12 protein-coding genes and 1 pseudogene are annotated in these 12,305 nt (G+C 71.3%); 8 read left to right on the forward strand and 5 right to left on the reverse strand.

What is annotated here, in order from left to right; genetic code table 11:
- The first annotated feature begins 9 nt into the window (after positions 1-9).
- The gene (locus ACFYL6_RS04415; RefSeq protein ID WP_387167293.1) at positions 10-474 is read left to right on the forward strand and encodes a hypothetical protein; all 465 of its coding nucleotides are present in this window, start codon (positions 10-12) and stop codon (positions 472-474) included.
- A gap of 114 nt (positions 475-588) precedes the next feature.
- Here ACFYL6_RS04415 and ACFYL6_RS04420 read toward each other — a convergent pair whose 3' ends face one another.
- Positions 589-1,596, reverse strand: coding sequence for a GlxA family transcriptional regulator (locus tag ACFYL6_RS04420; RefSeq protein ID WP_387167296.1), 1,008 nt, complete (start codon positions 1,594-1,596; stop codon positions 589-591).
- Position 1,597: 1 nt separating this feature from the next.
- On the opposite strand from ACFYL6_RS04420, the gene ACFYL6_RS04425 reads away from it, so the two are divergent.
- Positions 1,598-2,953: an MFS transporter gene (locus ACFYL6_RS04425; protein ID WP_387167299.1), complete on the forward strand. Its 1,356-nt coding sequence runs from the start codon at positions 1,598-1,600 to the stop codon at positions 2,951-2,953.
- A gap of 19 nt (positions 2,954-2,972) precedes the next feature.
- On the opposite strand, the gene ACFYL6_RS04430 is transcribed toward ACFYL6_RS04425, so the two are convergent.
- A complete protein-coding gene (locus ACFYL6_RS04430; protein WP_387167301.1) occupies positions 2,973-3,686 on the reverse strand; it encodes an RICIN domain-containing protein in 714 nt (237 codons plus the stop codon).
- Positions 3,687-3,750: 64 nt separating this feature from the next.
- The gene (locus ACFYL6_RS04435; protein WP_387167304.1) at positions 3,751-4,221 is read right to left on the reverse strand and encodes an aminoacyl-tRNA deacylase; all 471 of its coding nucleotides are present in this window, start codon (positions 4,219-4,221) and stop codon (positions 3,751-3,753) included.
- A gap of 93 nt (positions 4,222-4,314) precedes the next feature.
- Here ACFYL6_RS04435 and ACFYL6_RS04440 point away from each other — a divergent pair, with 93 nt between their 5' ends.
- The 4 genes from ACFYL6_RS04440 (at position 4,315) to ACFYL6_RS04455 (ending at position 8,573) form a co-directional block, all read left to right on the forward strand.
- Positions 4,315-5,712, forward strand: coding sequence for an FAD-binding oxidoreductase (locus ACFYL6_RS04440; RefSeq protein WP_387167307.1), 1,398 nt, complete (start codon positions 4,315-4,317; stop codon positions 5,710-5,712).
- Positions 5,709-7,052: a class I SAM-dependent methyltransferase gene (locus ACFYL6_RS04445; RefSeq protein ID WP_387167310.1), complete on the forward strand. Its 1,344-nt coding sequence runs from the start codon at positions 5,709-5,711 to the stop codon at positions 7,050-7,052. Before ACFYL6_RS04440 ends, ACFYL6_RS04445 begins: the two co-directional genes overlap by 4 nt.
- Before the next feature lie 101 nt (positions 7,053-7,153).
- Complete coding sequence (locus tag ACFYL6_RS04450) at positions 7,154-7,711, forward strand: ArsR/SmtB family transcription factor (RefSeq protein WP_387167313.1); 558 nt, start codon at positions 7,154-7,156, stop codon at positions 7,709-7,711.
- Positions 7,704-8,573, forward strand: coding sequence for an SRPBCC family protein (locus ACFYL6_RS04455; protein WP_387167316.1), 870 nt, complete (start codon positions 7,704-7,706; stop codon positions 8,571-8,573). Before ACFYL6_RS04450 ends, ACFYL6_RS04455 begins: the two co-directional genes overlap by 8 nt.
- Positions 8,574-8,700: 127 nt before the next feature.
- Here the strand turns inward: ACFYL6_RS04455 and ACFYL6_RS04460 are convergent, their stop codons facing one another.
- Positions 8,701-9,018 carry a helix-turn-helix domain-containing protein gene (locus ACFYL6_RS04460; RefSeq protein WP_238659418.1) on the reverse strand — a complete coding sequence of 106 codons (318 nt, stop codon included), beginning with the start codon at positions 9,016-9,018 and terminating at the stop codon, positions 8,701-8,703.
- Between the two features lie 7 nt (positions 9,019-9,025).
- Positions 9,026-9,379 (reverse strand): annotated as a pseudogene (locus ACFYL6_RS04465) (type II toxin-antitoxin system RelE/ParE family toxin); the annotation flags it as partial.
- 102 nt (positions 9,380-9,481) lie between these two features.
- Between ACFYL6_RS04465 and ACFYL6_RS04470 the strand changes: the two are divergent.
- Positions 9,482-9,715 carry a zinc-ribbon domain-containing protein gene (locus ACFYL6_RS04470; RefSeq protein WP_328650828.1) on the forward strand — a complete coding sequence of 78 codons (234 nt, stop codon included), beginning with the start codon at positions 9,482-9,484 and terminating at the stop codon, positions 9,713-9,715.
- Positions 9,716-10,030: 315 nt separating this feature from the next.
- Positions 10,031-12,286: a putative bifunctional diguanylate cyclase/phosphodiesterase gene (locus ACFYL6_RS04475; RefSeq protein WP_387167321.1), complete on the forward strand. Its 2,256-nt coding sequence runs from the start codon at positions 10,031-10,033 to the stop codon at positions 12,284-12,286.
- The last annotated feature ends 19 nt before the right edge of the window (positions 12,287-12,305 follow it).

The following is a 12,305-nucleotide window of genomic DNA, read 5'->3' on the forward strand; positions in this document are numbered from 1 at the left end:
ACTGGGGGGATGGAGAGCGGGGGATTGCGGCGGGCTTACGGTGCCCTGTTCGCGGAGGTCGACGCTGGCGGGTTCGGTCCGGCTTCGGAGGGGCAGCTCAGTGCCGAGCAGATCGTCGCGCATCTGGTCGCCAACGACGAGCTGATGATCCAGGCCACCGAGGCGTTGTTGGCCGGGTCGCCGTTCGCCTACTACGAGTTGGAAGAGGACATTCACCGTCCGCAGCTCGACGCGCTCGCCGCCGAGCAGGGCGGTCTGCGTGGTCTGACCGCGCTGCTGCACGGCACCAGCGACCGGCTGTGCGGGCTGGTCGACCAGCTCGGCCTGGCCGCGGAGACCCCGGTCGAGACGCACCTTCGCGAGGGTTTCGACCTCATCGTCGACGAGCCGCTGCCCTGGTCCCGCACCCTGGACCTGCACACCCGGGTGCACCTGCCCAAACACCAGTCCCAGCTGCACCTGCTCCGCTCGTAAGCCGCGGCCCCCAGACCCTCGTCGATCTTGCACTTTCTGTCTCGACAAAAATAGACCTAAGTGACTTTTCGACAACCCAAAGTGCAAGATCGACGGGGGCTGGGCTGGGGTGGATCAGCTTTCGACCAGCTCGGGGCGGGGGTGGAAGGTGCGGCGGTAGGTGGACGGGGCCACGCCGATGCGTTGGTGGAGCTGCTGGCGTAGGGCGGCGGTGGTACCGAAACCCGAGCGGTGGGCGATCTGGTCGACGGTGAGGTCGGTCGTCTCCAGCAGCAGTCTCGCGTGGTCGGTGCGCTGTTGCAGCAGCCACTGGGCCGGGCTCAGGCCGGTCTCCGACCGGAAGCGTCGGGTGAAGGTCCGCACGCTCATCCGCGCCTGCTCGGCCAGGTCGCGGAGCGCGATCGGCTCGTGCAGCCGCTGCCGGGCCCACTCCCGGGTGCCCGCCGTGCTGGTGTCGGTCGCCTTCGGCACCGGCTGCTCGATGTACTGCGCCTGGCCGCCGTCGCGCCACGGTGGCATCACGCAGCGGCGGGCCGCCCTGTTGGCCACCTCGCTGCCGTGGTCGAGGCGGATGACGTGCAGGCAGAGGTCGATGCCGGCGGCGACTCCGGCCGAGGTGAGCACCCGGTCGTCGGCGATGAAGAGCACACCCGGATCGAGGTCCACCCGGGCGTGCAGGTGGCGGAACCGCTCGGCGTACGCCCAGTGGGTGGTCGCCCTCCGCCCGTCGAGGAGTCCGGCGGCGGCGAGCACGAACGCCCCGGTGCAGATCGACATGATCCGGGCACCCCGCTCGTACGCCGCGCGCAGCGCCCCGGTCACCTCCGGCTCGACGGTGCCCGAGGTCAACGGGGTGCCGTCGTGGATGCCCGGGACGATCACCGTGTCGGCGGTGTCCAGCAGCTCCAGACCGTGGTCGGGGACCACCTGGAAACCGGCGGTGCTACGCACCGGCTGCCCGCCCGGGGTGCACACCCGGACGTCGTAGAACGGTGTCCCGTCGGCGGCCCGGGCGGTGCTGAAGACCTGGGACGGGGTGCCGAGGTCCAGGCCAACCACCTGGTGCAGAGCGAGTACGGCGATCCGGTGCGGGCGAGCGGTCATGGCCCGATTATTGCGCATGATGGCTTTCCGGCCACTCGTCGAGGTGAGTGGGCCAGCTCAGACTTGTCCCGTGACCAAGAACCGCCGTCTGCATCCCGCCTGGCTGGTCGCCGCCGTCGCCTTCGTGGCGCTGGTCGGCGCGGCCGGCTTCCGCGCCACCCCGTCGGTGCTGCTGCACCCGCTGCACGAGGAGTTCGGCTGGCCGCTGGCCACGATCTCCGCGGCCGTCTCGGTCAACCTGCTGCTCTACGGGCTGACCGCGCCGTTCGCCGCCGCCCTGATGGACCGGTTCGGCATCCGCCGGGTGGTCTCGGTGGCACTGCTGCTGGTCGCCGCGGGCAGCGGGTTGACGGTCTTCATGACCGCCAGCTGGCAGCTCCTGCTCTGCTGGGGTGTGCTGGTCGGGCTGGGCACCGGCTCGATGGCGCTGGCGTTCGTGGCCACCGTCACCGGACGTTGGTTCGTCCACCGGCGGGGCCTGGTCACCGGAGTCCTGACCGCCGGCGGGGCGGCCGGACAGTTGGTGTTCCTGCCACTGATCGCCATCCTGGTACGCGACCACGGCTGGCGTACCGCCGCACTCGCCGTGGCCGCGGCGGCGCTGGCGGTCGTACCCCTGGTGGTGTGGTTGTTGCGCGAGCACCCGGCGGATCTCGGCCTGCCCGCCTACGGGGCGACCGAGGTCGTCGCGGCGCCGCCGGCGACCGGCGGCGCGGCGACCCGGGCGCTCGGCGCGCTGACCACCGCGGCCCGGACCCGACCCTTCTGGCTGCTCGCCGGAGGGTTCGCGATCTGCGGGGCGACCACCAACGGTCTGGTCGGTACGCACTTCGTGCCGGCCGCGCACGACCACGGCATGGCCCAGACCACCGCGGCCGGATTGCTCGCCCTGGTGGGGCTCTTCGACATCGTCGGCACGATCGCCTCCGGCTGGCTCACCGACCGGGTGGACAGCCGGTTGCTGCTCGGCATGTACTACGCGCTGCGCGGGTTGTCGCTGCTGGTGCTGCCGAGCCTGTTCTCCGGTACCGCCGAGCCGAGCATGCTGGTGTTCATCGTCTTCTACGGCCTGGACTGGGTGGCCACCGTGCCGCCGACCGTGGCGCTGTGCCGGGAGTACTTCGGTGGCGCCGGGGCTGTGGTGTTCGGCTGGGTGTTCGCCGCGCACCAACTCGGCGCGGCGGTAGCCGCCACCGGTGCGGGGCTGGTCCGGGACCGGCTGGGGGACTACGCGATGGCCTGGTACGTGGCGGGCGCGCTGTCGATCGGCGCCGCTGGGCTGTCGTTGCTGCTGCGCCGCCGACCGGGCCGAGGAGTTCCGGAGGCCGTGCTGGTCGCCGCGACCGCGCCCAGGGCGTGGAGCTTCCGGGGCTGAACGGCGACGCGTCGGCCGGTCAGCCCAGCGTCCACTGCTGGGCCGACCGGCCGTCGCAGGGTCGCTGCCGGATGTCCTCGCCGGCCTCTACGGCGTCGTCGTCGGCCTGCGCGCACTTGTTGCTGTGCGCGGCGACGAGCAGCACGGCACTGGTGCCGGTCCCACCGAACCGCCACTGCTGGTTGGCCTCGCCGTGGCAGGGGAACTGCTGCAACCGCGCGCCGTCGTCCCGACTGCCACCCTCGACGTCGAGGCACTGCCCGTACGCGGCATTGGTCAACGACAGCACGCCCGCGCCGGTCGGGTTGACCACCCACTGCTGCTCCGGGCCACCGGTGCACACGGCCAACTCGGCCTCGGCCTTTTCGCCGTCACCGTCGAGCCCCAGGCAGAGGCCCGAGGCGGCGCGCAGCACCCGGGGCCCGGTGGGCGGGGCGGCCGGCGTGCTTGCCGAAGGGGTCGGTGACGGCTCGGCCGGTGCGGTCGGGCTCGGCTCGCCGGCCGGGTCGCTGGGCTGGGCCGCGCTGGACGGCGTACCGACCGACGCCGGCACGGCCGGCTCGTCGTCACCGTCGAGCAGCCCGGTGGCGAAGACGACCCCCAGGAGTACGCCGACGACCCCGACCGCCAACGCGGCCCGCAGCAGCGGGTCGGCCAGCGGGCCGGAGCGCGGTGCCCGGTGACCGCCGTAGACGGTGCCGGCGGGGTCGGGGCGTTCCTCGGGCGCGGACATACGCGCCATCCTCACCCACGACGTCGCGTCGGAGCCAGCCCGGCGGTGCGACGGTCGGCGCGGCTCAGCGGGTGGGCTGCGGGTCGGTGACGTCGGCCACGGTGGCGTCGAGGGCGGCGATCGCGGCGTCGGCGTCGATCGCGATGGCGAGACCACGCTCGCCGGCGCCCAACGTGATCTCCCGGCCGCGCAGTCGCTCGTCGGCGACCACCGGCCAGGCCGTGCTCGCGCCGAACGGGGTGATGGTGCCGCGTTCGTAGCCGGTGGCGGCCAGGGCGCCCGCCGCGTCCGGCATGGAGAGCCGGTGCACCCCGAGCAGGGCGCGCAGCTTGGGCCAGGAGATGACCCGGTCGCCGGGGGTGAGCACGAACAGGTGATCGGCTTCACTACGGCGGACCACGATCGTCTTGACCACGTCGGGGACGGCCACGCCCCGGGCGGCCGCGGCCTCCGCGAGACTGCCGACCGCACCGTGGCTGACCAGCCGATACGGCAGTTGGGCGGCGTCCAGGGCGGTGATCGCTGGCGATGGCATGCCCGTCACGGTAGCCGTCGGGCGTGCCGCCGGACGGGAAACTGCCCGCGCCGACATCCCACCGTTTCCGACCGGCGAGCGTAAGGTGATCACATGCGCGCTGAGCGTGTGGATCAACCGATTGACCATGATCAAGCGGTGGACACGCTGCGGCGGTCGTACGCCGCGGTGCCCACGGGCGAGCCTGTCCGGCTGGCCAAACGCACCTCCAACCTGTTCCGCCCCCGGTCCGCTCCCCGGACCCCGGGGCTCGACGTGAGTGGCCTGAACGGCGTGCTGTCGGTCGACCCGGCCGGCCGCACCGCCGACGTGCAGGGCATGTGCACCTACGAGGACCTGGTCGACGCGACGCTGCCGCACGGGCTGATGCCGCTTGTGGTGCCGCAGTTGCGCACCATCACGCTGGGCGGCGCGGTGACCGGCCTCGGGATCGAGTCGACCTCGTTCCGCAACGGCCTGCCGCACGAGTCGGTCCGGGAGATGGACGTGCTCACCGGTTCCGGCGAGATCGTCACCGCCCGACCCGACGGCGAGCACGCCGACCTGTTCACCGCGTTCCCCAACTCGCTGGGCAGCCTCGGTTACGCCACCCGGCTGCGCATCGAGCTGCAACCGGTCGGCCGGTACGTGGCGTTGCGCAACGTCCGGTTCACCCAACTGGAGGCGCTGACCGACGCGATCGCGGAGGTGACCGCCACCCGGTCCTGGGCCGGCGAGCCGGTGGACGCGATGGACGGGGTGATGTTCAGCCCCGGCGAGGCGTACCTGGTGTTCGCCACGTTCACCGACGCGGCCGACCCGCCCAGCGACTACACCGGTCAGGCGATCTACTACCGGTCGCTGCGCCAGCGCACCCGCGACGTGCTCACCGCGTACGACTATCTGTGGCGCTGGGACACCGACTGGTTCTGGTGTTCGGCGGCGTTCGGCGCGCAGCACCCGGTCGTGCGCAGGCTCTGGCCGGCGCGTTACCGACGCAGCGACTTCTACCACCGACTGGTCCGGTTGGAGCACCGCCACCAGGTGGCGGCCCGGATCGACCGGCTGCGCAAGCAACCGGCTCGGGAGCGGGTCGTGCAGGACGTGGAGATCCCGCTGGACCGCACGGCTGACTTCCTGCGCTGGTTCGCCGGCGCGGTGGGGATGAACCCGGTGTGGCTGTGCCCGTTGCGACTGCGTGAGCCGGCGGGGCCCGGTTCGGCGCGGTCCTGGCCGCTGTATCCGCTGCGGCCCGGGCAGGACTACGTCAACATCGGGTTCTGGGGGAGCGTGCCGATCGCGCCGGGCGCCGCCGACGGCGACGTCAACCGCACGATCGAACGCAGGGTGTCGGAGTCGGGCGGGCACAAGTCGCTCTACTCGGACGCGTACTACGACCGGGACGCCTTCGATCGCCTCTACGGCGGCGACACGTGGCGCGCGGTGAAAGACCGCTACGACCCGGACCACCGGCTGACGGGACTGTACGAAAAGGCGGTAGCACGAGCATGAGCCTGACCGACAGAGATCAGGGGGCGGCGAGCGTCCCCGCCACCCCGCCGGCGGGGGGCCGGCACACGGGTCCGACCGTCGCGGATGTCGTCCGCGCGGTCACCGCGGGGCCGTTGCCGGTGCGGATCACCGGGTACGACGGCAGCGCCGTCGGCCCGTCCGACGCCGGCATCACCCTGGCGATCCGTACCGAGCGTGGGTTGTCGTACCTGCTCACCGCTCCCGGCGACCTGGGCATGGCCCGGGCGTACGTCAGTGGTGACCTGGCGTTGCAGGGCGTGCACCCGGGTGACCCCTACGAGGCGTTGCGGGTGCTCAAGGACGAGCTGCGGTTACGCCCACCGTCGCTGGCTGAGGGGCTGGCGCTGGTCCGGGGGCTGGGCTGGGAGCGGCTGATGCCGCCGCCGGCACCGCCGCAGGAGGCGCAGCCCCGCTGGAAGCGGGTGATGAACGGGCTGCGGCACTCGCGGGTGCGCGACAGCACGGCCATCTCGCACCACTACGACGTCTCCAACGCCTTCTACGAGAAGGTGCTCGGCCCGTCGATGACGTACACCTGCGCGGTTTTCCGCTCTCCGGACGACACGCTGGAGCAGGCCCAGGCGGCGAAGTACGACCTGGTCGCCGGCAAGCTGGCGCTGAAGAAGGGGATGCGGCTGCTGGATGTCGGGTGCGGCTGGGGTGGCATGGTGCGCCACGCCGCGCGCGAGTACGGCGTCAAGGCCCTCGGCGTGACGCTGTCGAAGGCGCAGGCGCAGTGGGCGCAGGCCGCGATCGAGCGGGAGGGGCTGACCGGGCTGGCGGAGGTGCGCTACCTCGACTACCGGGACGCGCCGGCCGAGCAGTTCGACGCCATCTCCTCGATCGGGTTGACCGAGCACATCGGGGTGCGTAACTACCCGGCCTACTTCGGGTCGCTGCGCAGCCGGCTGCGGCAGGGCGGGCGGTTGCTCAACCACTGCATCACCCGCGCGGACAACCGGGCGCCGCACCGCTCCGGGGCGTTCATCGACCGGTACGTCTTCCCGGACGGTGAGCTGGCCGGTCCGGGCCGGTTGATCAGCGAGGTGCACGACGCCGGGTTCGAGGTGCACCACGAGGAGAACCTGCGCCAGCACTACGCGCTGACGCTGGCCGCCTGGTGCCGCAACCTGGTCGAGCACTGGGACTTCTGCGTCTCCGAGGTGGGCGCGGGCACCGCCCGGGTGTGGGGGCTCTACATGGCCGGGTCGCGGATGGCGTTCGAGCGCAACGGCATCCAGCTGCACCAGGTGTTGGCCACCCACAACGGCCCGAACGGAGTGAGCGGCTACCCGCTGCGGCCGGACTGGTTGCCCTGATCACCTGCTGAGAGCCGCCTGAAGCCGCGTCGAAAAAAGTCGGCGCGGCTTCTCGCGAAGCGATTGACAAAGAAGTTTTGTACGTACAAACTGATTTTGCCATGAGAGAAGTCCTGTACCTGGAGCAGATCGAGCAGGCCGAAGCCCTGCTCAAGCCGCAGCGCGTCGAGGTGCTGCGGCAACTGGCCGAGCCGCGCACCTGCACCGAGGTCGCGGCCCGACTCGACCAGACGCCACAGCGCGTCTACTACCACGTCAAGCAGCTCGTCGCGGCCGGCCTCGTCGAGCTGGTCAACGAACGCAAGGTCCGCGGCATCACCGAAGGCATCTACCAGGCCGCCGCCCGGTCCTACTGGCTCTCCCCGCGGCTGGTCGGCCGGATCGGCCTGCGCCGGGCCCGCGACGAGTTGAGCCTCGGCTACCTGCTCGACCTGATGGAGGAGGTCCAGGCCGACATCGCCGGCCTGGACCGGGCGGCACCCGAGCTGCCCTCGATCGGGGTCTCCGGCGAGATCCGGGTGCCGGCCGAGCAGCGCCAGCAGTTCCTGCACGACCTGCAAACCGCACTTCAGGACCTGTTCACCCGCTATGGCGGCAGCGAAGGAGATGCCTTCAAGCTGGCCGTCGCCTGCTATCCGAAAGGGAACGACAATGAGTGAGCCGATGAAGGTGCAGGCCCGTCTCTCCGCGCCCGTGGGGCGCGTCCGCCAGGCCCTGACCGACCCGGCCGAGCTGCGTCTCTGGCTGGCCGAGCACGCCGAGGTCGAGCTGCCGCAGCGGTACGAGTTCTGGGGCCGCTACACGCCCGAGGGTGACGCCCCGCACCAGCGGCTGCTGCACGCCGACGACGACACGCTGCGCTTCAGCTGGCTGCTCGACGGGGTGGAGACCACCACCGAGCTCCAGTTGACCGCCGAGGGCACCGACGCCACCGTGCTGACGCTGACCCAGAGCCACTTCGACTTCACCGAGGCGATGAGCGGCTCCAGCATCCGGGGCGTGCTCCAGACGTACTGGGCGCTGTCCATCGCCAACCTGGCCGCCCACCTGGAGGGCAAGCCGCTGCTGCCCCGCACCGACTTCACCTCCGCCGACCTGCGCGGGGAGTTGGTCATCGCCGCCCCCGCCGACAAGGTGTGGGAGTCGCTGACCGACTCCGAGCAGGCCAGCGCCTGGTTCGGTTACCCGATCGGCATCGAGCCCTGGGTCGGCGGCCGGTACGCCATGGGCGGCTTCGAGTCCGGCTACGCCGCCAAGATCGTCGACCTGGAGCCCGGCCGGCGGATGTCTGTCGACTGGGGGCCGGTCGGCGTCACCAACTGGGAGCTGGCCGAGTCCGGCGGCAAGACCACGCTGACCTTCGTGCAGAGCGGCTTCGACGAGGCCAACCCCCCGTACGGGGCCTGGAGTGGGTCGGTTGCCGGGCTGTTCGAGCTGCGCCGCTTCCACGAGGTGCCGAACTGGCAGCCGATCTGGATCTCCGAGGAGATCCCCGGCCTGGAGCCCGCACCGGCCAGCTGATCGTCTCGCCGTGACCGGCTCGCGTTGATCGTCTCGCCTTGATCGTGCTCGATCAGGGATGTAGTGGCCTCGTCCACCCCGGAGGCCCCTACATCCTGGATCGAGCACGATCTCGTATCCGGTGGCCTCAGGCGATGGCGGCGATGTCACCGTCGTCGAAATAGATTGCCTGGTGGAGCCGGCCCCCGAGGGCGGCAGCGTAGCGGGCCACCACCTCCTGACCGGAGATCCTGCCCTGCTCGATCTGGGACACCCGGCCCTTGGTCACGCCCATCCGCTCAGCGATCTGCTGCTGGGTAAAGCCGCGAGAGCGTCGTACCTCCGCGAGGCGGTGCCCGACGACCTGCGCTAGCAGCTCTTCCTTACCCGCTTCGACAGCCGCCTCGCCGCCAGCACGCTGCACGTACTCCGCTCGGATGTCCGTCCACCGCACATGACCACTCACCGCTGTCCCCCTCCTGCTGTGCACGTTCCTTCAAGTAAATCTCGTACCGCTGCTCGGCGAGCGGGATGGCCTGTCGATACCAGCTCGTCCATTGGCCTGACTTGTCGCCGGCAACCAGCAGAATGCTCGCGCGCCAGGGGTCGAAGACGAAGAGGATGCGGACCGTACCGGGGCGCAACTCCTTCAAGTTCGCTATCGACGACCCGCTGATCGTGTCGACCAGGGGTCGCCCCAGCCCCGGTCCAGCTTCGGCGAGCGCGTCGATGGCCTGGACGACCCGGGCGAACGTCGCCTCGTCCAGGCTGTCGATCCAGGCGCGAACCTCGTCGACGACGAAGACATCCCACTCTTCCTGGCCCACGACGAGAGTATATCAATCGCTATACCCAACCGTGGTTCAAGTTTCGGTGAGCGGTTGGCGGGATTTGGTGACTTTTCGCGGTTGAGTGGGTACTGGCGGGCGATGTTCTTCATCTTTGGTCTGCGTACCAAGGTCGACCGGTCCGGTGTCGTGCAGCAGGTCTGCCGCCACTGCGGCAACCAGGCCGCGCAGGTGATCACTCGCCGCTCGACGAAATTCACACTCTTCTTCATTCCCCTCATTCCGATCCGCACCCGGTACGCGCAGCAGTGCACGTTCTGCGGGGCGGAGTACGAGATCTCCAAGTCCGAGGCCGAGCGCCTCCCGGTCGGCTGATCCGACGATGGAACGCTTCCTCTGCTGGCTGATCGGCCGACCAACGTCCTCGGCCGACGTGGCGGTGCACACCGTTGCCCGCCCGCCCTGCACTCCTGGCCGGCGCAGACGCCGGCGCGCACGCCGTCCGTCGGCCGGCACCGCGCTGCCCCGCTCACCCTGGAATCGATCCGCGGGCCGCTGACTCCGGGCGGGGTCGGGAACGGCGTGCACGTTCGGCCCTGGCGGCGTTTCTGAGCGCTGGTTAGGCTTTCGGGGTTTGCCGTGGACCGGTGCTGCCGAGGGTGCACGCACGACGAAAGAGCCGGAGCGACCGTGTCCCGACAGGACGGAAAGCAGGCTGCGGGGACACTGAACCCCGCCGGTGCGTTCGTCGCGGCTGCGGTCATCCTGCTGGAGGCGGGTTGGCTGGTCGCCGCGTTGCCCGGTGCCGCGCTGGTCAGCGACGTCGGCGCGATGCTGGTCGCCGGTTGGGCGACGCTCGCGTGCGTCGGGGTGGCCCGTCGGCATCCGGCGCCACTGCGCCGGTTCTGGACGCTGCTCGCCGCCACCATGGCGCTCGCCGCGATCGGCCGGGCGATCTGGACGGCGCAGCGGCTCGTCGGCGGGGACCTGCCGCACACGCCGGTGGTCGGGGTGGTCTTCACCGCCGGCATCCTCACCGGCACGGCCGCGCTGCTCAGCTCACCGTCCGCGCCGCGGACCGCGGTCGGACGGGCCCGTACGTTGCTGGACGGGGTGATCGTCGCCCTGGCGCTGGTGCCGATCGGTTGGGTGCTGGTCTTCCGTGGGGTCGCCGCCGCCGAGCTGGCCGACCCGGCGCGCACGCTGGGGCTGCTCTTCCCGATGTTCGATCTGATGCAGCTCACCATCCTGGTCGCGGTCTCCGGGCCGGCCCGGCCGATGTGGCGGCCGATGACCATCCTCGCGGCGAGCCTCACCCTGCGGGTCGTCGCCGACGTCGTCTACGTGTCGCTTGTCGCCCGCGCCGACTACGCCGCCGGTCACCCGATCGACCTGTGCTGGCCGTTGAGCTACCTGCTGATCGGCCTGGCCACCCGGAACCCGCCGCCACCGGACTGCGACAGCACCGACGACACCGCCGAGTCGCCGCTGCCGCCCTGGTGGCGGGTGGCACTGCCGTACCTGCCGGTGGGTGGGGCGATCATCGCGGTGGTGCTGGCCCGTCGGCCCACCGGGCAGACCCCGCAGCTGGTGTTCGTGACCATGATGGTGTTGTTGGGGGCCCTCGCCGTCCGCCAGGGGTTGGCCGCCAACGAGAACCTGAGGTTGGTGGCCCGGCTGCGCCGGCTCGCGTACGGCGACCAGCTCACCGGGCTGCCCAACCGGCTGTTGTTCAACCGGCGGCTGCGCCTGGCCCTGCGCGACGGGCGACCGGTGGCCGTGCTGCTGCTCGACCTGGACGGGTTCAAGCAGGTCAACGACCGGTTCGGGCACGCCACAGGCGACACCCTGCTGACCGGGCTCGCGGCCCGGATGCATACTGCCGTGAACGGCGACGGCACCATCGCCCGGCTCGGCGGCGACGAGTTCGCGGTGCTTGTCGACGGCGACGGGCCGGTGTCTCCCGAACGGCTCGCGGAGCGGCTGTTGGACGCGTTGCGGCCCTCCGACGACGAGGAGGACGTCGGGGTGCACCCGTCGGCGAGCATCGGTATCGCCGAGTTCGGCCCGCAGCACGCCTCCCACACCGACCTGCTGCGCGACGCCGACATCGCCATGTACGCGGCCAAGGCGGCCGGGAAGTCCGCGTACCGCACGTGCACGCCGGCGCTGCGCGAGTCGGCCGTCTCCCGCGCCGAGCTGATCGCCGACCTGCGCCGCGCGGTCGACGAGGACCAGCTGCACCTGGAGTTCCAACCCATCGTCGACCTGGCCACCGGTGCGGTGCGCAGCGCCGAGGCGCTGGTGCGCTGGCGGCACCCCCGCCTGGGGATGTTGCCGCCGGCGAGGTTCCTGCCGCTGGCCGAGGAGACCGGGCTGATCCTGCCGATCGACCGCTGGGTGATCCACGAGGCGTGCCGGGCCGCCGCGACCTGGCGGGGCCGGGCACCGGAGGCGACCGTCGCGGTGAACATCGCCGCCGCGCACCTGCGTCGGCCGGACCTGATCGCCACGGTCACCGCGGCCACCAGCGCCGCCGGCCTGGCGCCGCGGGCGTTGACCCTGGAGTTGACCGAGTCGGCGCTGATCGAGGGCACCGAGGCGGTGCTGGAGCGGCTGCACCAGCTCCGGGAGCTGGGCATCCGGATCGCCATCGACGACTTCGGGACCGGCTACTCGTCGCTGAGCTACCTGCACCGCATCCCGGCCACCGAGCTGAAGATCGACAGGTCGTTCGTGGCCCGGCTGGGCACCGACGACCGGGCGTACGCCACGGTGGAGATGGTCACCCGCCTGGCCGGCGCGTTCGACCTGGCGGTGGTCGCCGAGGGGGTGGAGACCGAGCGTCAGCACGAGGCGGTCACCGCGATCGGCTGCCCACGCGGCCAGGGCTATCTGTACGGGCGGCCGGACGGCCCCGCCATGGTGGGCCAGAATCGGAGTTGACTCTCACGTAACGGCAGGC

It is taken from the genome of Micromonospora sp. NPDC007208, assembly GCF_042869175.1.
In the GTDB taxonomy this organism is placed as follows: domain Bacteria; phylum Actinomycetota; class Actinomycetes; order Mycobacteriales; family Micromonosporaceae; genus Micromonospora; species Micromonospora foliorum.